We start from the raw sequence: 19,639 nt of genomic DNA on the forward strand, positions 1-19,639 counted from the left end.
GCTGGTCGGCATTCAAAGGGAGGACTTCGATGCGCTACTTTCTAGCCACTTTTTGTTTCGTCGCACTAGTTATCGGCGGTGGCGAATCTGCAGGTGCCCAGACAGCCCAATCAAGCATAGAGGCGAACAATGCGGACTTTGTTGCGAAGTTTGCCGCTAAGGATACGGCAGGCTTGGCTCAACACTATACCGAAGACGCGGTAGCGTTTCCTCCTAACGAAGAGCGGGTCGCCGGCCGCGAAAGCGTTCAGAAGATGTGGCAGAGCTGGATCGATGCAGGAGTGACCGATCTGACCCTGAAAGCGGCGCAGGTCGAGGAGAGTGGCAATCTCGCGTATGAGGAGGGCACCTACTCTATCAAGATTCTCGGTAGTGACGGCAAGACCAGTGAGGAAATCGGCAAATACATTGTCGTTTGGAAGAAGGGCGCCGACGGCGAATGGCGACAGCATCGGGATATTTGGAATACGAACCCTACTAAGAAGTAGAGTTCCCCAATCACTCCCGGTCACCGGCTCGATATCCCGGACGATGAGCTCAATAAGGGTTTGCGGTTTCAGCGTCCCGCTCGTCGCGTCTGAGAAACTCGCTGGTGACCGTGCCGAATTGGCAATGCCCAAATACGCCGCGCAAGCCAACTAATGATTACCCCGCCAAGACGACAGAGCGAATACCCCGATCGCGAATTCGATTGCCAAGAGGCCACGGAGCCTGGCTTTTCAGGAGATTTGTCGCGTGCGTGATCAAGGCCGGCTGGGCGCGCGGGGAGATTATGCGCTCATTGCGGCTTCTGGTAGCCGCCGATAACATGACACAGAAGGAAAACGCCAATGTCGAGGCTGAGTTGGCGATTGCCAGGGCGATGGATGCGTGCAGGGAAACCTCTATAGCCGAGCGCCTCAAAGGGGGAGGAAAAATGACTATACCAGATGACTGGGAAGTAGAGGGACACGCAATCTCGCTCACCGTCGAGATTAACGTCGAGCTGCCACTCATGGAAGAATGCGTGGCCCAAACCGTGCTCTCGCTCAGAGAGGTCGCTGACAGAATCGAGCGGGGCGAGGAAATGGGTGAAATAAAAGACAAAGACGGGAAGCAGATCGGCCACTTCGACGCTCTGCCCCAAGGTAGGCATCATTGGCGGGAGAAACTTCAAATGCATGCAGTGACTCGCAAAACCGCGATTTCAATTAGCATGCGCTTAATTAGTTCCAATTTTAACGAATCGTTGACCGCGCTGTCCCAGAATAGGACGGCGCGGTCAAACCCCAAACCCGGGATTGCGCAGGCGGCTCCGGCAATCCAGCTCCCCCGCCTCACTGTCGGAGCCGCTTCCACACTCCTCTAGAATTACCAGCAACGGTTGAATCAACTGTTACCGCACTTGCTTTCCAGTGCGCTTTCCCAGTCGTTAAACTTTGATGGAACAGGGCTCTCGCCTTCACGGTTTGACGCTGAGACAGTCCATCTCAGCGAGGAAGCATGGAAGCCCAAGAGAACATCCGCAACGCCTGGGCCGCCCTCAAGCTGGTTCGCATGGCTATTGAACAGACCTGCCCCGCCGGTGTGCTGCCGAGCGAAGAAGCCGTTGTGCTGCTCTACGGCCCGGAGCCGGTCCACGAGGGCGAAGCGCTGGCCAAAGCCATCATTGAAACGGTGGAAAAGCTGACCCGGTGCCACCGCGTTGACCCGTTACCGACCGGCTAGTGGTGAAAGCCTGACGCTTGGTACCCGACGCGTAGGGCAGCTCAGGGTGGAAACTTGCCGTATGCGCGCCTGTCGGAACGACGTGATTGCGGCAAGGAGCGGACGTCGCCCCGCCTATGCGGCTTGCTCACTCTAGCGTCGGGGCGGTCCGCAGACCGTTGAATCGAAATCGCTACGAAGCCCACGGGCAGACCTTAGCCTCCTGCGCTGAGCATTTCGATGATTGTTAAATCCAAAGAATCACCACAGGACGGTGGCCGTCGAGCGAGTTTTCAGCAGCCCATTTCCGCAGCCTATTAATGTGAAACTTGGGAAGCTGCCGACATCAATTCCTCGGGATTCAGCGCTCTGAAGGTGTTGAGGCCATCCTCCAGAACTTCAGTGAAGTTCCAGCGTACGATGCCCGCCCGGTCGATTAGGAACTGACCGACAAGCTGCGCCTGGCTGGAAGCCATCGCCTGCTGATCGACTTCAGTAATCTCATATCCTTCCTTCTTGTTAAGAAATTCATTCATTGCCATGACGTCCATAGGCTCGGGCAACTCGCCCGGGAGATGGAACGGTATCGCCATGACCGTGTCCATCCCGACCTCGCGCAAGCCGAAAGCACGGTGCGAGGCTCGCTCCGGGTCGGATGCGGCGAGAAGATCGGGTGCCGGGTGGTAACGGAAATAGAGCCGCGCCCGCTCGACCGGCGTATTGACCACAGCCAGGCATTCGACGCCTTTCTCACGCAGGGCCGGCTTGAGTTGCGCCATCGCCGCGACATGGCGCCGGCAGAACGGACAGTGCAGGCCTCGGAACAAACCGATCAACAACGGGCTACGGCCTCGAAAATCATCGAGCGCGATCTTGCCTTCGCGTGAGATCGCATTGAGCACAACATTCGGTGCCCGGTCGCCCGGCTGCAGCGGGCGGTCAACACTACTCGTGGACATGGACACCTCCTCGCCCCGGGGTCAGTCAGGGAAAGCAGCACACCCAGCGTTTCGGAGGCGATCAAGTGCTGGGGCGAAAGCTTCCTGTGCCAAGGCAATAGCTTTCGACCTCTGCCATATTGCCGAGGTCGAGATTACGCGCGTTGCAAGCCCATCATAACACGAAAAAGCATCTGCGGGTGCCGCCAAATGTGGTGAATTACCTTACGCGAGCGCACTCCCGAATGCTCTTGCGCTGAAGGTCAGGTTCCCGACCTCGATTTGGAGGTTCAAGTCTGCAACGCCCAGGGTCGTCAACGGGTCGGTTCTTGCCGGCCACCGGTACCAAGTGTGAGACTTTCACCACTAGGGCAGCTTCTGGACTCTGGCCCGGAATGGCGGCATTCTCTCTTCGGGGAGAGCGGGCGTGGGCAAATTAAAGCCATCCTTCTATGAGACACGAAGGTGGTAAATGGGACGTAAGACCGCGCTTTTGGCTGTAGCGATTTCCAGTGGCGACTGTCAGGACCAGATAGGCGGCCGTTACCGTCCATTGTGAACGGAGGTCCACATGCCCAAGAAGAAGCAACTCGCTGCGGACACGGACAACGATACCTTTCTGTTCGTTAGCAGCACCAACACGAAGAGCGTCATGGCATACGACGGCGAGACCGGCGCCTTTCTGAAAAAGTTCGCCAACGGTGGCGGCCTCATCGAACCCGAAGGCATCGCCTTCGGTCCCGACGGCAACCTGTACGTTGCCAGCCGCAGCGATGAAGTGCTTCGTTACGACGGGGAGAAAGGCAACTTCCTTGATGTCTTCGCCAGCGGCCACGGCCTCGTCGACCCGGCCGGCATCGCATTTGGCGGACCAGACAACGACCTTTTCATCGCCGCGGGCCTCACCGACGACGGCCTCGGCAACCAGATCCTCCGCTTCGACGGCGATACCGGCGTCTTCGAGGCCGTCGTCGATCCTGCCAACGCGGCCGGGCTCGACGACCCGGAAGCGCTGGTCTTCGGACCGGATGGCCTGCTCTATGTTGCCAGCACTCCGGAATCAGGACCCGGCGAGGTCCTTCGCTACGACCCAGCGACGAACTCGTTCGTCGACAAGTTCGTCCCCAGTTCGGAGAGCAACATCTTGGATCCGACCGGCATGGTCTTCGGCCCCGACGGCGACTTGTTTCTCAGCAGCGCCGCGACGAGCGAGGTCATGCGCTACGACGGCACGACCGGCGACTTCGAAGGTGTCTTCATCACCGCCGGCAGCGGCGGCCTCAATGAGGCCGAGGGCATGGCGTTCAACTCGAACGGCAACCTCTTGGTCGCAAGCGAGCTGGGCCACTCGGTGCTGGAGTATGACGGCACCACCGGCGCATTCGTCGGCGAGTTCGTCGTTGCGGGCAGCGGCCACCTTTCGGAGCCGACATTCATCACCTTCGGACCCGCTGAATCGGACTTTTTCATTTGAGGATTCCAGTGTCAAAAGATCGGCCGTCCTAGAGTCGTTTGCAGGAATCGGAACCAGGCGAGCCCGCGGGCTTTGGCGACACGCCGTTGCGCACGCCTGAGGCCCTCTACGACAAGGGCCTTGGGCAGTTCATCCTGCCTTGCGACGCGGTTCGTCGGTCGCCCAACCCGGACGAGTTCCTCCTGGGTTTTCTTCAGGAAAACTATGACGCGGCCGCCAATCTCGGGAAGTGGGATCGGCAAACGCTTGAGCGGCATTAGGTGTAGCCCGGTGATGGTGTAGAGGCGCCGTCGATCACGTCGTCAATGTTGATGGTGTCTATTTCAGATGCATCGAATCCGCCGCCTTCCATCAGCGCAACAAGAAGGTCCGACAGCTGGCGCTGCGTTCCGTCTGCAGAAATGATGCGGAGCCGTTGTGGAGTCCCGGCGACCGACGTCGTGCGCCTTGCCGTAAACAACCGGGATGGTCTGGCCGTATGCCGAAGTCGGTAAGGTGGTCTGGACGGTAGGCACTTCCGGAACCGTCGGCGAAGATGTGCCTCCACCAGAGCCGCCCCAGCCTCCGTAACCCGGTTTCTTGTAGGAGTAGCCCGATAGTGCCATCTACTGCCCCGCTCCGATTAGGAATGCTCGAGCACGGCTTCGCGTTCGCGCCGAGGCGCGTTCAAAATTGTTCATGGTGGGGGATCCTATGAAAAGGCCCGCCTCGTTGGCGGCCTTCAGGTGAATGGCATCCTATGTCAGGCAATTAGCCGTAAGGCGCGGTCGAATTCTTTGCACGGAGTTCTGACGGTAGACCTATCCGTGCAAGGTAGGCTGCAAAACGAAGCGACATATCTTCGCGAAAGATCTCCGAAATGCGACAAACAAAGTTGGAAGCACGTATTTTTTCTAGATAAAGGAGGTTCACAGAAAAGTAATGCTTGAAGTCTGCTATCTGAGATACAAGTCTCACCTGATCGTCAAATTCTAGGTAATGGTATCTTGGCCGCTCATTCAACCTTAAGTAGTCACCAGGTGTTCTATTCGCGTTTATAGGAGTCATTGTAAGATTTAGATCGCTGAGATGCGACCCTGTGTAGACGTGTTCAGCATTGTATATCGGAACGACTAGCGCCGATATAAGTCGCTTATCGTCTGTTTTTGGTTTTTGTTCCTTCTTGGTCTTATATCTAGCGTCCTCGCCCCGTAGGTGCTTCACACGACCGATCACGCCCGGCTTGACCCATTGCGTCGCCGGCCGCTTCATGCCCTTGGGCGGGGCTCCTGCATGCTCCTGCACGCGTTTCCAGAGCCGTTCGCGCAAATCCTGGTTCAAGGTGATAAAAGCCGAGCCGACATAGCGTCCGGTGCCGCGCTCGGCCATGAGAGCGAATGCCGGCTTGCCTGCCTCGCGCTCGACGCCAAGCAATTCGAATTCGTCGATCGAATAGGCCTTGGTCTTCAGCCAAGCCGTGGCTGCGATATTTGCTGTCCCTGCGCTTCGAAACCATGCCTTCGAGCCCGGCCTGGTCAACGAGATGGAAGATCGCCTTTGCGTCGCCCGGCAACGCCTCGCTGAACTGAATGCGGCTTCCGGGATCGATCATGCCGGCCAGGATCTCGCGGCGGTCCTCTAGCGGCATGTCGCGCAGATCGTGGCCGTTGAGATGCAGGAGATCGAAGGCGACGAAATAGAGGTCGTGCTGGCGCCTGGTGATGGCCTTGCGCAGCGCGGCAAAATCCGACAGGCCGGCTTCATTGGTGACGATGATCTCGCCGTCGATGACGGCGGTTTCCAACTTGAGCTCGCCGGCTGCCTTGGCTAGGTCGCGGTATTTCGCGGTCCAATCAACGCCGCGCCGCGTGCAGATGCGAACGCCGCCGGCATCAATGATCATCGGCGATCGGTAGCCGTCAAACTTGACTTCGTGAATCCAGCCTTCGCCCTCGGGAGGCTTCTCGACCAACGTCGGGATCAGCGGCGGGATGAACTTCAAACGCATGAACGGCACTCACAGACCGCGATTCAATCCTTCCGGTTATATTAGGTTCCAGAAATACACGGCGCGGGCAACAAAACCGGCATCGTCAACGTTGCAGGTCAATGAAGATCCGGCGAAGCCACTGGCTACATGGGAAGGCCGCACGACAGGAAGCCGAGAGCTGAAGCCGAGCACTTTCGTGCAATGTCCCATCTGCAATCAGTCGATCGACATGCGCGACCTTGGCCAGGTTCTTCACCATGCCGATGAAGAGCATGACCCCGTTGGAGTCTGTAAGTTGAACGCAAAAAGCCCGCCGCACCTTTCAGCACGGCGGGCGTCAGCCTGAAGATCGTGTCAGTCGTAGACCTTCACAATCTTGCGGGTAGATGGGTCGACCAACACGGTTCGGCCATCGACGATTACGTAGCGGTACTGAACGTCCGGCACCTCGTAGAGCTCAACTGTCTCGGGCAGAGCTGTGCCGATGTTGAGCTCCACGCCGAGAAGGCTGATGGATGCCATCGGTTTCTTTTTCACGTATTCCCGGATCACAGTTTCATGCTCGGGCTGGATGATAACGTCCTGGGCGGCGGCGGCGCTGACACCAACGAGCAGAAGGATTCCTGCCGCGGCCGCGGAAAGGTGATTTCTCATATTACCTCCTCCAAGCAAACTCCACTGCGGCGCTTCATTGCTGCCGCGACGGGTTGCTTAGCTTGAACGGTGCGGAGCAATTCTTGTTCCACCTGGCAGTGCGCGAATCCGCTGAACTTGATTAATACTTGAGAACGATTGCGGCATCGCCATGCGTTCCGATTGGCCGTCAGGCGCTCCAGTGGACTCCTGCTAAACTTCTAGGCTGACTTGCCGGACGCCGATCACGTCCATGCACATCATGAAAAACGCGGCGGTGAAGCTACCCCGGCTTATCTTGTTAGCCAGATTGCGCTCGCTCTCGTGCGCCCCTCGTTCATTCAATTTCTCGGCGAGCAGCGCATAGGTTATGCCCCGCCGTTTCAACTCGCCCTTCAGAATGTTTTTTGCTTTTTCTTCATAGAACGCGGTGGGGGAAACATCATCGGACATCATCATATCTCCTGCGAAAAACACCGCAAATGATGATGTATCCCCTTGCATCTGCTGATTCAATGTCCCACATCCGATGTGCAACATCATCGGATTTGATATGTCGGAGAGCGTCAAGCTAATGCGGCCTGGCCTCAAAGTGTTTCGGAGGGCGGTTTCGTCTTCTCGATTTTGTCGATGATGGCTGCGTTGACAAGGGTTGGCGTCGGGCTGTTCGATCCCAGCGTGGCCCGCTCTTCGGGCTCTGATCCAGCCGGGCTAGAAAGACCCATCTGTCGAATTGGACAGGTCCTCGAATGCGCGAAGTTCCTCAAGCCTTGCCTCAAGCGCCGCCCTTGTCGCAGTAACGGCGTCGCTACCGGCCAGGAACTGCTTGGGCGGATTGTCCATGCCGGCGATTTTCACAAGGGCGTCGCCAAGTTTGGCGGGGTCACCCTGCTGCTTGCCGTTGTAGCCGGACCACATGGCTTTGGCGCTGCCTTCTGCAGCATAGTCGTCGATGGTGCTGCTGCCGTACTTGGCGTTCTGATCATCGAGGAGGTCGGTGCGGAAAAAGCCCGGCGCGACGGCTGTGACCGTGATGCCGAATTGAGCGACTTCCTGAGCCATTGACTGCGAAAGGCCTTCGACGGCGAACTTGGCGGCGCTATAGGCCCCGCAATGCTTGAAGCCGATGATTCCGGCGAGCGAACTGATATTGATAACGTGTCCTGCGCGCTGCTTGCGCATGACCGGAATGACCGCGCGCATTACGTGAACCACGCCGTACAGATTGGTCGAAATCAGCCCATCGATTTCAGCGGTGGTCAACTCTTCGAAATTGCCAAGCAGGCTGTAACCGGCGTTGTTGACCAGAACGTCGATGCGGCCGAACGCCTCCATCGCCTTATCGACGGCCGCCTTGGCCTGAATTGCATCGGCCACGTCCAACTGGACGACCGCAAGTCTGTCGCTGGCGACACCACGCAGAGCGTTACTCATCTTATCGAGATTGCGGCCGGTGGCGACCACCCGATCGCCTGCTCCCAGCGCCGCCCTGGCGGTTTCGGCGCCGATGCCGCTGCCAGCCCCTGTGATGAACCAAACTTTGCTCATATCCAACTCCTGTTTTCGATGAACAGGAAGTTAGGTCATGGCGCGCCGGCCGATTAGACAGCATAATCGGCATGAAGTCAGAAATCACATTGATAATTGGTCGGCCGCCCCGTTATGCCCTGTATCGGAGAGCGTCGACCAGAAGCGTGAAGGCGGCAGTATGCTGCCGCCGGCTTGGATAATAGAGGTGGTAACCAGAATAGGGCGGGCACCAGTCTTCCAGCACCCGGACCAGGCGGCCGTCCGCAATATGCTGGGATACCTGGTTTTCGAACGTATACACCAAACACAAGCCATCGATCGCGGCATGCAAGAGCATCTCGTTGTCGTTGAAAATGACCGGTCCATTGACCCGGACCTCAAGTTCGACACCGTCCTGTTCGAACTCCCAGGCATAAAGGCCGCCTCCGGTGTTCTGACGATAGCTTGCGCATCGGTGTTCGCTCAAGTCGCGGGGCGTCTGCGGGGCGGGACGACTGGCAAAGTACGACGGGGATCCCACAACTGCCATCCTGACGTCCGGGCTGATCCGGACCGCAACCATGTCCTTTTGCACCTGTTCGCCCATGCGGATACCGGCGTCGAAGCGCTCTGCGACAATGTCGGTGAGACCTTCATCGACATGGACCTCAACCGCGATGTCGGGATAATTCTGCAGGAGTTTCGACAGTACGGGCCACAGGATAGTTTGGGCGGCATGCCGGAACGTGGTGATGCGGATCGTGCCTGCAGGCTTGTCGCGAAGCGCCGTGAGCGCAGCAATTTCACTGTCGATATGGTCGAATGCCGGCCGCAGGCTGGTAAGTAGCCTTTCGCCTGCCTCGGTCAGCGACAGGCTGCGCGTCGTTCGCGAGATCAATCGCACACCGATCCGTTGTTCGAGCATGCGCACCGCATAGCTGAGCGCGGATTGGGAGAGGCCAAGCTTTGCGGCCGCGCGTGTGAAACTCCCCTCCTCGGCAACCGCGATAAACACAGCCCATTCGCTGAAGTCGCCTCTTCTCACCTATAAACCTCATTTCTATATCCATGAGGATTATGGCGGATAATCAGCATGCCTGTCTCGACATATTTATGCTCCGCGCAGCCCCGCCGGCACGAGTAGCATTCGGGACTGCTTGGTACTGCGCGGATTCCGAACGCCCGATGGCAGCCGAGCGCCGACAAGGCGGTTATCTGCCTCGCTCGCTGCCGGAACAACAAGCGGCGAGCAGAAGCGGTTTGGCGTAAAAACGATTACGTCAGATTGAACGGCAATTGACGCAGCGGTTTACCTGTGAGCCGTGCTATGGCGTTGGCAAATGCCGGCGCCAATGGTGGCAAGCCGGGCTCGCCCATGCCGGTGGGCGGTTCGGCGCTAGGCACGATATGGATGTCGAATTCCGGCACGTCCGTGATGCGCGCCACCGTATAGTCACTGAAGTTGCTCTGCTCGACGACGCCGTCCTTGAGCGTTATTGCAGAGCCTGCCAAGCACATCGACAAGCCCATGATCGCCGCGCCCTGTACCTGCGCCTCCACTGTCAGAGGGTTGACGGCCAGATTGCAGTGAACCCCGGCCGTGACCCGATGCAGTTTCGGCTGTCCGTCGGCAACAGAGGCTTCCACCACGTAAGCGACCACTGAGCTAAAGGACTCGTGCACCGCCACACCCCAAGCCCGCCCCTCGGACAATTGCGTGTTGCCGTACCCGCTCTTGTCCACGGCCAGTTGCAATGCGTCACGATGGCGAATGTGCTGATCACCGAAGAGCCGCATGCGGTAGGCTACGGGGTCTTGGTCGGTTGCACGCGCTATATCATCGAGCAAGGTCTCCATCACGAAAGCGGTATGGGTGGAACCAACGCTACGCCACCACAGAACCGGCACGTTGACCTTGGGATGATGCACCGTCAGGCGCATTGGAAGCGGATAGGGGTTTCGCATGCCCTCGGTCGTGGCGGCGTCGATGCCGTTCTTTACCATGAACTGCTCGAACACGGTTCCCGTAAGTATCGACTGGCCGACGATGCTGTGATCCCAGGCCAGCACATTGCCTTGATTGTCAAAGCCGATGCGGGCACGGTGCAGGTGCATTGGACGGTAGTAGCCGCCCCTCATATCGTCCTCGCGGCTCCAAAGCGTACGGATCGGTGCATTCAGCCCCGCCGCCTTGGCGGCCTTGGCTATTTCGCAGGCCTCGATCACGGTGTCGTAGGTGCTGGAAAAGCGCCGACCGAAGCCGCCGCCCGACATCTGCACGTTAAGCACGACCTGTTCCGGCTTGAGGCCGAGCGCGGTTGCGGCAGCGGCGGCATCGGGTCCGGCACTTTGGCTCCCCATCCATATCTCGGCACGATCGTCGGAAAGCCGAACCGTGCAGTTCAGCGGTTCCATCGCCGCGTGGGCGAGATACGGGAACACGAACTCAGCTTCTAGCTTCAGGGGCGCCGTTTCCAATGGCACCATATCGGAATCGAACTGGCGCGGACCGGGGCGACTGCCCATCTCGCGATACCGCGCGAGTTGCTGTTCGCTATCGACCTTTTCGACAGCCGATGTGTCCCACTCCACCTTAAGGGCATCGCGGCCCTGAGACGCCTGCCAATATCCGTCGGCCACGACGGCCACGCCCTCGGCACCGCGATCCAGCGGCACGCGCAGGACGGCCTTCACGCCCTTGACGGCGCGGGCTGCGCTGTCGTCCAGGGAGGTTATCTTGGCTCCGAAGACCGGAGGACGAGCCACCACGGCCGTCAACTGCCCCGGCAGCTTGAAGTCGATGCCAAAACTCTGTTGGCCGCTGCTCTTGGCTTGAGCGTCCAAACGCCGGGTGGGCTGGCCGATAATGCGGAAATCCTCGGGATCCTTCAGCGCAATCTTCTGCGGCACTGGCAAGGCCATGGCCGCCTCGGCAAGTTCTCCATAACCGAGCTTGCGGTCATCGGAGGCCAGAACCGCGCCTGCCTCAGTTCGCAGAGTGGACACATCCACGTTCCAGCGGGTCGCCGCGGCCGCCAGGAGCATGGCGCGAACACGAGCACCCAGTTCGCGATACTGCGTAAAGCTGTTCTTGATTGTGTTCGAACCGCCGGTAAGGTGCATGCCGAAGAGCGGATCGACATAGGCCATGTCATTGGTGCCGAGTTGGCTGCGCACCAGGTTCCAGTCCGCATCGAGTTCTTCGGCAAGGATCATGGGCAATGCCGTTTGGACGCCTTGACCGAACTCCAGCCGGTTGATTGTGACCGTAACCTCTCCATTGGGCGCGATCTGGACAAATGCAGAGGGCTGCTCGGTCGGCTTCAGACTGGCTGCCGCCTCATCGGCGTCGGACGACTGCGCGACTGCCAAATTAGGGAAAATGCCGACAGCCAGGCCGAGGGTCCCCGTCAGCTTGAGAAAGCCGCGGCGTGGCATCGCCTGGACCGTCGTTGAACGGCCCCGTTCCATGATGTGCTGCAGCGCACGCGGCAGCTCTTTGTGATCCATGTTGGGGAACATATGCGTCTCCTTCAGACGAGAGTGCTGGCGGCGTCGGCTATAGCGGCGCGGATACGGGCATAGGTTCCACATCGGCAGATGTTTCCGGCCATGGCGGAGTCGATCTCTTCGGTGGTCGGCTGCGCGCCGGGCGACAGCGACGCGAGCAAGGCCGTCGCGCTCATGATCTGGCCGCTCTGACAGTAGCCGCATTGTGCCACGTCGTGCCTGACCCATGCAGCGTGGACAGCCGCGCCGACACGGTCGGTGCCGTCGGTTGTCTTTTCAATCGTGGTGATCTTGCCGCTTTCAACGGCGGAAACCGGTGTGCTGCACGAGCGGATTGCCTCGCCATCCAGATGCACCGTACAAGCGCCACAGAGCGCTGCGCCGCAGCCGAATTTGGTGCCGCTCATTCCTAGCGTGTCACGCAGGACCCAAAGGATCGGAGTTTCGGGGTCAACGTCAACCTCGTGCTCTTGCCCGTTGATATTCAATGAGATCATGGCCGGTAGGTTCTCCTGGGTTGCTCCACCCGAATAGGCTTCCCAAGCGGCCTGGAGCTTCCCGGCCGACTGAGACATTGGCAATTTGGTGGCTAGCGCTAAAGCTAGCTCGCCGGGCGATGCTGGATTAGACAGCGCAATTTGCATGACCTTAGAAACGTGGTTTCTGAATGCGTCGCACAGGCGAGGCACGTCCGCGTTTGCGCGGTCAGCGCCGGCATTGCCGTTCACTGGGATCGAATCGCAGTAGATGCGCCAGCAGCGGCGAACGGCCCTGAAAAGGACTGCTGCTTCCGCTTCGAAAGCACCTGGCAATGTTGGGGTGGACGTCAGAACAAAGCGGGGCCGTTGCCGCAGGTCGCAGAGACTGCGCGTGTGCTCAGGGTTGGAGGCCGGCACATGGAGGAAGGTGGCTCGGCACTTTCCGATGGCCGGCCGGTTCGAAACGATGCCCGCATTCCGGGATGCAAACTCGAGTCTACTGCGACAAGGACTTCAGGTATGCGACAATATTCTGTCGGTCTTCAGGCTTCGACACGGTCATCGTCATCGTCGTTTTCGGGACAACCTCGCGGGGCGCCGCTAGAAACCGGTCCAGCGTTACCTCGTCCCATACCAATCCGGCCGACTTCAGGGCTTCCGAATAACGGAACCCTTCCATAGCTCCGGCGGGCCGTCCGACAATGCCGCCGAGGCCGGGGCCGGCTTTTCTCTGGTCGCTGGTTGAATGACAGCCTGAGCAGCGTTGAAACGCTCTTTGGCCCAGCGCAGCATCTCCCTCTGCAAAGGCAGGGAAAGATACCGACAGAAGGGCCAAGGCAGAGGAGGCGACGCAGAGCAGAATTCTTTTCACGCGAATTGTTCCCGAATTAGACAGCCAAAAGCCCGACCGGAATTGCTTAAACCGCGTCGCGGCTGAATGGATTCATGCGACGCGCTATAAGTTCTTGTTTTTATGCATGTCGTTATCGCAAAACCGCTGCGCACTTTTGCGCGACATGCATTAGTGAAAGAGATGATCCGACTTCGATTTGCTCGGGCTTTCTATCTGGCGACGATAACCTCTGTGCCAAAGCCGGATTAGCTGGCGTTCGCTGCATAAGCCCAGAAGTGCGATTTCTAAATGCGCAGTTCCAATCTCCGAGCACGCCGCTCCAAATCGGCGAGCGTGCTGCAGGTAAAGCCCATCGAAAACAACGTTGGAAGGGAAATCCTCGGAGGCATAGAGGAGCGCCGCTATCGGCAGGGCCGGCAAACTTCCGCGATCACGCCATAACCGATCTGGCGAACTTTGCTACGCTTTCTTCGTGGCGAACCCCAACGCCGCCTGGCCGGCGCCAACCTAGGCAACCCCAACTCCCCGCTCCCTGCGGCGCCGGCCATCTTTTCGCTAGTGCATGTCGCGCAAAAGCACGCCCTCGGGCTGGAACCGAAGGTGCGCAGCGGTTTGCAATAACGGGCATGCATAACTCCAAAAACCCTAAGCGCGCCGCATGCGTCGCATGGGTCCATTCCAACGCGACGCGCTTTAGGCAGCTACATCGGTTACGCCGTCACGCCACCGCGACCGGTTTTCTGTGCCGTCATCCAGGGCATAGCTGCAGAGACGTCCTCGAGGTTCTTGGCCGATCTCGCGAAGCCGGCGAAAGCCTCGCAGCAGGGAGCGCGGATCGTTCAGTCTCCCTCCCAACCAGGACCTCGCGTGGGCCGGACGAGGGAACCCGCGCCTCTGCTGGAATGGGGACACGCCCTATTCGGCGCGGGCTCGATGGCTCAGTGCGGCGCGCGCCTGGACGCGGCTTCCGCGCCCGGTTAATTCGCCTGGAACAAAACATTCCAGAGGCGGTTTTCCCCATGAAGGGACAGACTTTTCGAAGGAGACGTCTCGTGAAAAAAAGTTCTGATCACCAGTATGCTGGCCATAGGCGTTGGCTGTGGAGCAGCGCTCGCCCAGGAACAGCAGCCGGCCCAAAGCCAGTCGGGCGCCGACTGCCCGGCCGGCTCGGCCGGTTGCCCGGAAGGTGCGATGGGCAAACAGGGTAAGGCCGGCGCCACCACCGAGGAGCAGGCTCAAGGCAAGGCGAAGATGCAGACCGACGAGCAAGCCCAGGGTAAAGCCGGCGTAACCACCGAGCAGCAGACTCAAGGCGAGGCTGGCGCCACAACCGAGCAACAGGCGCAGGACAAGGCCAAGGTCCAGACCGAGCAGCAGACCCAGGGCGAGGCTGGCGCCACAACCGAGCAACAGGCGCAGGACAAGGCCAAGACCCAGACCGAGCAGCAGACCCAGGGCGAGGCCGGTACCACCACCGAGCAGCAGACTCAGGGCACTACTCAGCCACAGGATAAGACGGAGACCGGCGCGATCAGCAATGTGACCGTCGAACAGAAAACGGAAATCACCCAAATCCTCAAGCAGGAAAAGGTCGAACCGGTTGCCGAAGTCGACTTTGACATCTCAGTGGGTATCGAGGTTCCGCGACAGAAGGTTGAACTGCGTCGTCTGCCACCGCGAATCGTCGAGATCGTACCGGCTTACGAAGCTTACGAGTATTTCGTGTTGGCCGATGGCCGCATCGTCATCGTTGATCCGGATACGCTCAAGATCGTGCTTATTCTGACCTAACGCCCTTGTTCGAGCTAAAAAGGGTCCGCTGCCCCACGGCGGACCCATCACCTGCATGGACCAGTTTTTTTCCTGTCATCGAAGACGACGGCTGTTTACGTCTGCGCAAGCTGGCAGGCCTTTCTGCGTGTCGAGGATCCTTCCTGCTCAAAAGAGCCCAAGATAAGACTTCGGTCTGGCCGCTTGCCGACCATGGGCTGGCCCAGGCAGTGCTTTGGTCCGGGACCGCTATAGCAAAAGCCTGAAATGGGGGAGTTTTAGGAACCGAGTTCCTGCAGGGGTCGTTGCGATGCCGACCCCGTGACAGGAGGCTGCATTGAACCCCAGCATTCACCAGGCACGTCGGCTGCTTTTTCCGGTATTTGGCCTGGTGTTTGGGGGTCGCAGCCGTCGGGCTTTTCATCGGCTGATGGGGTCGACCAATGAAGGCAACGCACTCGCGCAATCATCAGTCCCTTCCTGCGCCAGCGAGACCCACCGGTTCTCCCCCTCGAGACTGGTGGGTCTTGACACAGCCCGATGATGACGAAAGCGTGATAAATTGGTGCAGAGTACAGAGGATTGACCTGGGCGAAGGATTGGCCTGGGCGAATTCGAAATAGGTAGAAATGCAACGTAGGGCGTGACGGTCAAAGGATATTCGAGCGTGCTACTGGCAAATTCATTGATCACAGACGCAATACGGCCGCAGCGCCCGAGGCGTTGTGAGACAAGAGTTCTCGCCAGTGCGCGGCCTGCGCGTCCTCAATCGCAGCGCAGGCTCAAATCTCTTCGAAGGCTTCGCGTCGCCATCTGCCTGACCGCATCGGCCTTGGTTCTCGTCGTGAGCCCCTACCGTGTGGCCCAGGACGGCCTGTCCCTGACGCTAAGCCCGCAGGCCGCCTGGGCACAAGGGAACTCTGGGCACTCCAACTCCGGCAACTCTGGGAACTCCAACTCCGGCAACTCTGGAAACACTGGAAGCCGCGGGAACTCTGGAAACGCTGGAAACACCGGAGACCCTGGGAACGCCGCAGACCCTGGAAATGCCGCAGACCCACAGGATCCGGACCCGAACGGCAACGCGGACGAGGACGATTCAAAAGCACTGAACGTCACTCCCCCGACAAATCCGGTTACCGCGTTAAATCCTGGCAACAAGCTGAAAACATATATCAACGCGACCACTGGAGACCGGATCGAGGTGCGCGGGGCAAGCGTGGGTGTGGTGCATTCCAACGGGCTGAGCGAGCGCATCGACGGCGGCCATTATGAGATGCGCGATGCCATGGGCCGCACCATCATTCGGCGACAGGCAAAGAACTCCGATCGGGCAAGACTGCTCCGGATGATCGAGTGATCGCGAGTTCCACAGGCCGCAAGGGCTGTCTTGCTTCATGCAGGATGGCGGACAGGCGGTTGCTGATGCTCGGTCGCGTCGCGCAATGTCATCGCGGCTTCGGTGCGGTTGCTCACATTGAGCTTGGCGAGAATCCGCGTCATGTGATGCTTTATGGTTTTCTCGTGCAGGTTCAGCTGAAGACCGATCCGCTTGTTGCTCAATCCCGCGGCAACGAGCGTCAGGATCTCTCTTTCGCGACTGGTGAGTTCGGCCAGCACGTCGGGTTTCTCGATCGCGGTTGGTTGGCTCGACAAGTCGACCAACACGCGCGCCGACAATTGCGGGCAAACATACCGTTCGCCCATCGCCACCGTGCGCAGTATGGCGGCCAGGGTTCTCGATCCGACACCTTTTAGGACATAGCCTCTTGCCCCGCTCTGCAAGGCGGTCATGACGTGCTGGTTTTCCTCCGAAACGGTCAGCATCACGATTTTCAGATCCGGGTGCCGCTCCAGGGCCGGTTCGACCGCGCTGAGGCCTCCTCCAGGCACCGAGATGTCCATCAGGAGAATATCGAGCTGCTGGTCTTCCGATATCCGCAAGGCGTCATCTCTGCTGCTGCCTTGGGCAACGATCTCGAACCCGCCGATCTGCTCGAGGGTGCGCACAACGCCTTCCCTGAACAGCGGATGGTCGTCGACAATGGCGAGCTTTATAGCCGCTGCCATCACGCCTGTCCTATTTCGACTGTGTTGAGAACCATTTTCACCACCGTGCCGTTCTGTGAAGATGTTACATCAAATTGGCCGCCGAGGCTTTCTACCCGCTCATGCAGCCCGATGAGCCCCAGCCGTTCAGGATGGATGATCTTCGGGTCGAAACCTGGGCCGGTGTCGGAAACCTCGATACAAACGCGCTCCCCGTCGAAATGTTTCGCGACCGATTGACCGGCACCCCCGGCATGGTGAAAGCCATTGTTCAACGCCTCCTGAATGAAGCGAAAGATGCATATCTTGGCCGCTGGCGACAAGGGTGTGTGGCTCCCGGTCATGGACAGCATCACTTTGACGCCGGTCCGCTCTTCGTGCGCTCGCACGGCAAGTTCGAGGATTTCCGTCAACTCGGCATTCTCGACATGCGGCAGCATAAGACCCTTGCTGACATTCCTGATTTCTCGCATCGCATCGTCCAGATTCGCTTTGACGACCTGCAATTCCCGTGCGCGCGCCGCAGCCGGCGTGGCCGGATCGGCCAGCACGGGGCTGTCAATCCCTAGCGCAGCGAGGGCAACCAGTTGCGCCGGCCCGTCGTGCAGGTCCGCGCCGATCCGCCTGAGGTAACGTTCGTTAAGTGCCGTGGCGCGCTGCGAAGCACGTTGCACCCGCAGCCTCAACATTCTGTTTTGAGCGACCAGATCGGAAAGTTCGGCAATACGCTGCTTCAAGGAGCGGCTCTGGGAGCGAATCGTGCGGCTGCCACGAAAAACGATCACCGAAAGCCCGAGGAAAAAAACCGCGGTGGCTGCTGCGACATCGAACCAGGTCCGAACGAGTGCCTGCCGGAGATCCTTTTCAAAATCGGTGGCGATCTCGTCGAATTCCAAAACAGCCACGACTTCGCCCGACCACGGCTGAAGCATCGGATTATAGATTTCAAGAAGATGCAGGCTGCTGTCCCTCTCAGCCTGGTTATCATAGTGCCTGTCCAATTCAGCAACCATGTCGCCGGCGAATGCGGCCCGGAGATTGTCGCTGAGTGGAAGGCGCTTCCCGACCAAATTTTTATTGGTTGAATAGAGGATGGTGCCATCGCGGCGCCAGAGCTTGAACGATTCGAGCCTTGTGCCGAGTGCGCCTTGTCCCAGCGTTTCATCCAGCGCGTGCGCAACGCTCTCGTCCAGCATCTCGCTCCTGCGCATGTCGGGAAGCAGCGGCGCGATGACGCTGTCGACGTAAAGAGCGGTAGAGGCGGCCGAGTTCCGGGTGACCGCGGCTTCTATCTGGCTTGTCACGGACATTCCCACCACGATCATCGCCGACAGCGAGAACAGCCCGCCGGCGAGCAGAAACTGAGTGGCCAGCGACAGTGCATTCCACCGATCGAGCAATCTTGTCGGTCTGTATGGCGCCATATCTCCACCGGCCCGGTCGGCGGCGCGTCGCGCCAGCAGCACGATTCGAGAGAACCAGCCAATCTGTCGTCGAACGACGCTAAGTGACGCCATCTTTGATCTGCACCGATCAATCACAAGGGAACTTAGGGCTTATGGGCTGGACGAAAACCGCAGGTTACGGTTTTTTTGCGCAAGCGCCACTGCCCTGGTTGAGCGAGGCAGCAAATATGACGCCTCAACCACGATGCACAGATCAAGACCCCGTCGTCCCTCGCAGCGGTGGAAGGTGCGGCGTACTTTCACTTCCGGTCGCGCAATGCTCTCAACGCTTGCGTAAGGGTCATCCGATCGTTGCCGTTCTTTTTGATCAGCCTACTGATCTGGCTGGGCGAAACGCCATTTTCTCGCGCGAATTGCTCCACCTCGTAATACTGGTCCACCGACAGGCGGTCGCGGTCGAGAAAAGATCGATTCTTGTTGTTGTCGTCCATTTCCGTTTCCCACTAAAGCTCGTTTGAACATTGGACGCAAACCAGGGACCACCCGCCAAATCGAGGAATGGCGGGTGGTCCCTTATCGGCGCAGGAAGGGACTTAGCTGCGCAGATATCTTCGTCCATCAGCCACATCGTTAAGTCGGTCGTTCCTCAGCTGACAGCTATCCCAATTGCCAGGAAGGCAATGGAGACAGCGAAGACCGGTGCAAGTAGCCAGCGGGCTTGGTGAACACTATTCTCCATGGATTCCTCCCGTGACGCACGGCGAGCAACGAGTGCTGGCAGTCGTGGTTCCGGGCCACACTCCATGGTCGCCCTTTGCGCACGACAATTCAGACTTAGGTCCAACGGCACGGCGTCTCTGGTCGGACCGAAGCCCAGCTGCGGAACGTTTGCAGCTGTCTCGTTGTTGAAGGTGAGCTTGGCGCGACGAAGATGCGTCCCAGCGCAAGACAGCTCATCAGGAAGGAAAAACTTATGAGAATGCATCTTTCCACTGCAGCCGCAGGATTTCTGCTGCTGGCAAGTGTCGGCGCCGTGGCTGCCCAGGACGTGATCATCCAGCCCGAACAGGAGACCGTCATCAGGGAATATGTGAAAAAGAAGCCGCTCGCATCGGTGAACCTGCTTGGCGTGGAGCTCAATATCGGCTCGGCGCTGCCCGAGACGGTCGAGCTTCATGAAGTTCCCGACGTCCAGTATCGCTACGTCGTCGTCGACAATCGGACCGTTCTTGTTGATCCAGGCACACGCAGGATCGTTAAAATCATCGACTGACTGAAATGGCCTGGGGAGGAGAAGCCCGCCGCTTAGACGCGGCGGGCCTTTTTCCCGTTCCGCTGTCGCCTAGAGCGGGATGAATTTAGG

22 protein-coding genes are annotated in these 19,639 nt (G+C 59.0%); 9 read left to right on the top strand and 13 right to left on the bottom strand.

Going from position 1 to position 19,639, the window contains the following annotated elements; translation table 11 throughout:
* Nucleotides 1-29 precede the first annotated feature (29 nt).
* The 3 genes from BQ8794_RS02475 to BQ8794_RS02490 all read left to right on the top strand — a co-directional run bounded on the left by BQ8794_RS02475 (nucleotide 30) and on the right by BQ8794_RS02490 (nucleotide 1,707).
* Nucleotides 30-488 carry a YybH family protein gene (locus BQ8794_RS02475; protein ID WP_167378597.1) on the top strand — a complete coding sequence of 153 codons (459 nt, stop codon included), beginning with the start codon at nucleotides 30-32 and terminating at the stop codon, nucleotides 486-488.
* 251 nt (nucleotides 489-739) lie between these two features.
* Nucleotides 740-1,348 carry a hypothetical protein gene (locus BQ8794_RS02485; RefSeq protein ID WP_244554831.1) on the top strand — a complete coding sequence of 203 codons (609 nt, stop codon included), beginning with the start codon at nucleotides 740-742 and terminating at the stop codon, nucleotides 1,346-1,348.
* Nucleotides 1,349-1,482: 134 nt separating this feature from the next.
* A complete protein-coding gene (locus BQ8794_RS02490) occupies nucleotides 1,483-1,707 on the top strand; it encodes a hypothetical protein (RefSeq protein ID WP_077372651.1) in 225 nt (74 codons plus the stop codon).
* Nucleotides 1,708-2,003: 296 nt separating this feature from the next.
* On the opposite strand, the gene BQ8794_RS02495 is transcribed toward BQ8794_RS02490, so the two are convergent.
* Entirely contained in the window at nucleotides 2,004-2,645 is a 642-nt protein-coding gene (locus tag BQ8794_RS02495; RefSeq protein ID WP_077372654.1) for a peroxiredoxin-like family protein, read from the bottom strand.
* 550 nt (nucleotides 2,646-3,195) lie between these two features.
* Between BQ8794_RS02495 and BQ8794_RS02500 the strand changes: the two genes are divergently transcribed.
* On the top strand, nucleotides 3,196-4,098 hold the full coding sequence (locus tag BQ8794_RS02500; protein WP_077372657.1) for a Vgb family protein: 903 nt from the start codon (nucleotides 3,196-3,198) through the stop codon (nucleotides 4,096-4,098).
* Nucleotides 4,099-4,136: 38 nt separating this feature from the next.
* Nucleotides 4,137-4,358, top strand: a complete 222-nt coding sequence (locus tag BQ8794_RS35425; RefSeq protein ID WP_077372659.1) for a DUF5996 family protein — start codon at nucleotides 4,137-4,139, stop codon at nucleotides 4,356-4,358.
* Here BQ8794_RS35425 and BQ8794_RS02510 read toward each other — a convergent pair.
* Together BQ8794_RS02510 and BQ8794_RS02515 are read right to left on the bottom strand one after the other, a co-directional pair.
* Nucleotides 4,355-4,558 (bottom strand): hypothetical protein, encoded by a 204-nt coding sequence (locus tag BQ8794_RS02510; protein WP_077372663.1) that lies wholly within the window; start codon nucleotides 4,556-4,558, stop codon nucleotides 4,355-4,357. The genes BQ8794_RS35425 and BQ8794_RS02510 overlap by 4 nt on opposite strands.
* Nucleotides 4,559-5,272: 714 nt before the next feature.
* Complete coding sequence (locus tag BQ8794_RS02515; protein ID WP_483189056.1) at nucleotides 5,273-6,085, bottom strand: ATP-dependent DNA ligase; 813 nt, start codon at nucleotides 6,083-6,085, stop codon at nucleotides 5,273-5,275.
* On the opposite strand from BQ8794_RS02515, the gene BQ8794_RS35990 reads away from it, so the two are divergent.
* Nucleotides 6,069-6,413, top strand: a complete 345-nt coding sequence (locus BQ8794_RS35990) for a hypothetical protein (protein ID WP_210189804.1) — start codon at nucleotides 6,069-6,071, stop codon at nucleotides 6,411-6,413. The genes BQ8794_RS02515 and BQ8794_RS35990 overlap by 17 nt on opposite strands.
* An 8-nt stretch (nucleotides 6,414-6,421) precedes the next feature.
* Here BQ8794_RS35990 and BQ8794_RS02520 read toward each other — a convergent pair whose 3' ends face one another.
* From BQ8794_RS02520 to BQ8794_RS02550, 7 genes are all read right to left on the bottom strand, one after another.
* Complete coding sequence (locus BQ8794_RS02520; RefSeq protein ID WP_077372666.1) at nucleotides 6,422-6,721, bottom strand: DUF1236 domain-containing protein; 300 nt, start codon at nucleotides 6,719-6,721, stop codon at nucleotides 6,422-6,424.
* Between the two features lie 192 nt (nucleotides 6,722-6,913).
* Nucleotides 6,914-7,216, bottom strand: a complete 303-nt coding sequence (locus BQ8794_RS02525) for a DUF6471 domain-containing protein (RefSeq protein ID WP_244554832.1) — start codon at nucleotides 7,214-7,216, stop codon at nucleotides 6,914-6,916.
* 195 nt (nucleotides 7,217-7,411) lie between these two features.
* Nucleotides 7,412-8,248, bottom strand: a complete 837-nt coding sequence (locus tag BQ8794_RS02530; RefSeq protein ID WP_077372669.1) for an SDR family NAD(P)-dependent oxidoreductase — start codon at nucleotides 8,246-8,248, stop codon at nucleotides 7,412-7,414.
* Between the two features lie 112 nt (nucleotides 8,249-8,360).
* Nucleotides 8,361-9,254, bottom strand: coding sequence for a LysR family transcriptional regulator (locus tag BQ8794_RS02535; RefSeq protein ID WP_077372672.1), 894 nt, complete (start codon nucleotides 9,252-9,254; stop codon nucleotides 8,361-8,363).
* Nucleotides 9,255-9,484: 230 nt separating this feature from the next.
* Nucleotides 9,485-11,731 (bottom strand): xanthine dehydrogenase family protein molybdopterin-binding subunit, encoded by a 2,247-nt coding sequence (locus BQ8794_RS02540; RefSeq protein WP_077372674.1) that lies wholly within the window; start codon nucleotides 11,729-11,731, stop codon nucleotides 9,485-9,487.
* An 11-nt stretch (nucleotides 11,732-11,742) separates the two neighbouring features.
* Nucleotides 11,743-12,216 carry a (2Fe-2S)-binding protein gene (locus BQ8794_RS02545; RefSeq protein ID WP_077372710.1) on the bottom strand — a complete coding sequence of 158 codons (474 nt, stop codon included), beginning with the start codon at nucleotides 12,214-12,216 and terminating at the stop codon, nucleotides 11,743-11,745.
* Nucleotides 12,217-12,694: 478 nt separating this feature from the next.
* On the bottom strand, nucleotides 12,695-13,069 hold the full coding sequence (locus tag BQ8794_RS02550) for a c-type cytochrome (RefSeq protein ID WP_077372676.1): 375 nt from the start codon (nucleotides 13,067-13,069) through the stop codon (nucleotides 12,695-12,697).
* Between the two features lie 1,059 nt (nucleotides 13,070-14,128).
* On the opposite strand from BQ8794_RS02550, the gene BQ8794_RS02555 reads away from it, so the two are divergent.
* On the top strand, nucleotides 14,129-14,842 hold the full coding sequence (locus BQ8794_RS02555; protein ID WP_077372679.1) for a DUF1236 domain-containing protein: 714 nt from the start codon (nucleotides 14,129-14,131) through the stop codon (nucleotides 14,840-14,842).
* A gap of 823 nt (nucleotides 14,843-15,665) precedes the next feature.
* Complete coding sequence (locus tag BQ8794_RS35430) at nucleotides 15,666-16,181, top strand: hypothetical protein (RefSeq protein WP_167378599.1); 516 nt, start codon at nucleotides 15,666-15,668, stop codon at nucleotides 16,179-16,181.
* A gap of 35 nt (nucleotides 16,182-16,216) precedes the next feature.
* On the opposite strand, the gene BQ8794_RS02560 is transcribed toward BQ8794_RS35430, so the two are convergent.
* The 3 genes from BQ8794_RS02560 to BQ8794_RS02570 form a co-directional block, all read right to left on the bottom strand.
* A complete protein-coding gene (locus tag BQ8794_RS02560; RefSeq protein ID WP_077372682.1) occupies nucleotides 16,217-16,891 on the bottom strand; it encodes a LuxR C-terminal-related transcriptional regulator in 675 nt (224 codons plus the stop codon).
* Entirely contained in the window at nucleotides 16,891-18,294 is a 1,404-nt protein-coding gene (locus BQ8794_RS02565; protein ID WP_077372713.1) for a sensor histidine kinase, read from the bottom strand. The genes BQ8794_RS02560 and BQ8794_RS02565 overlap by 1 nt, the downstream gene beginning before the upstream one ends.
* 281 nt (nucleotides 18,295-18,575) lie before the next feature.
* Nucleotides 18,576-18,767: a DUF3606 domain-containing protein gene (locus BQ8794_RS02570; RefSeq protein ID WP_077372685.1), complete on the bottom strand. Its 192-nt coding sequence runs from the start codon at nucleotides 18,765-18,767 to the stop codon at nucleotides 18,576-18,578.
* Nucleotides 18,768-19,249: 482 nt separating this feature from the next.
* On the opposite strand from BQ8794_RS02570, the gene BQ8794_RS02575 reads away from it, so the two are divergent.
* The gene (locus BQ8794_RS02575) at nucleotides 19,250-19,549 is read left to right on the top strand and encodes a DUF1236 domain-containing protein (RefSeq protein WP_077372716.1); all 300 of its coding nucleotides are present in this window, start codon (nucleotides 19,250-19,252) and stop codon (nucleotides 19,547-19,549) included.
* Nucleotides 19,550-19,639: the final 90 nt, after the last annotated feature.

The sequence above is a fragment of the Mesorhizobium prunaredense genome, from assembly GCF_900156895.1.
GTDB classification, from domain to species: Bacteria; Pseudomonadota; Alphaproteobacteria; order Rhizobiales; family Rhizobiaceae; genus Mesorhizobium; species Mesorhizobium prunaredense.

Excerpts from the sequence above, each read along its gene's own strand:
- BQ8794_RS02475 (WP_167378597.1), top strand. The coding sequence starts at position 30 with ATGCGCTACTTTCTAGCCACTTTTTGTTTCGTCGCACTAGTTATCGGC.
- BQ8794_RS35990 (WP_210189804.1), top strand. The coding sequence starts at position 6,069 with ATGAACTTCAAACGCATGAACGGCACTCACAGACCGCGATTCAATCCT.
- BQ8794_RS02500 (WP_077372657.1), top strand. The coding sequence starts at position 3,196 with ATGCCCAAGAAGAAGCAACTCGCTGCGGACACGGACAACGATACCTTT.
- BQ8794_RS02575 (WP_077372716.1), top strand. The coding sequence starts at position 19,250 with ATGAGAATGCATCTTTCCACTGCAGCCGCAGGATTTCTGCTGCTGGCA.
- BQ8794_RS02495 (WP_077372654.1), bottom strand. The coding sequence starts at position 2,645 with ATGTCCACGAGTAGTGTTGACCGCCCGCTGCAGCCGGGCGACCGGGCA.
- BQ8794_RS02520 (WP_077372666.1), bottom strand. The coding sequence starts at position 6,721 with ATGAGAAATCACCTTTCCGCGGCCGCGGCAGGAATCCTTCTGCTCGTT.
- BQ8794_RS02490 (WP_077372651.1), top strand. The coding sequence starts at position 1,483 with ATGGAAGCCCAAGAGAACATCCGCAACGCCTGGGCCGCCCTCAAGCTG.
- BQ8794_RS02560 (WP_077372682.1), bottom strand. The coding sequence starts at position 16,891 with ATGGCAGCGGCTATAAAGCTCGCCATTGTCGACGACCATCCGCTGTTC.
- BQ8794_RS02555 (WP_077372679.1), top strand. The coding sequence starts at position 14,129 with ATGCTGGCCATAGGCGTTGGCTGTGGAGCAGCGCTCGCCCAGGAACAG.
- BQ8794_RS02540 (WP_077372674.1), bottom strand. The coding sequence starts at position 11,731 with ATGTTCCCCAACATGGATCACAAAGAGCTGCCGCGTGCGCTGCAGCAC.
- BQ8794_RS02570 (WP_077372685.1), bottom strand. The coding sequence starts at position 18,767 with ATGGACGACAACAACAAGAATCGATCTTTTCTCGACCGCGACCGCCTG.
- BQ8794_RS02565 (WP_077372713.1), bottom strand. The coding sequence starts at position 18,294 with ATGGCGCCATACAGACCGACAAGATTGCTCGATCGGTGGAATGCACTG.
- BQ8794_RS02515 (WP_483189056.1), bottom strand. The coding sequence starts at position 6,085 with ATGCGTTTGAAGTTCATCCCGCCGCTGATCCCGACGTTGGTCGAGAAG.
- BQ8794_RS02545 (WP_077372710.1), bottom strand. The coding sequence starts at position 12,216 with ATGATCTCATTGAATATCAACGGGCAAGAGCACGAGGTTGACGTTGAC.
- BQ8794_RS02530 (WP_077372669.1), bottom strand. The coding sequence starts at position 8,248 with ATGAGCAAAGTTTGGTTCATCACAGGGGCTGGCAGCGGCATCGGCGCC.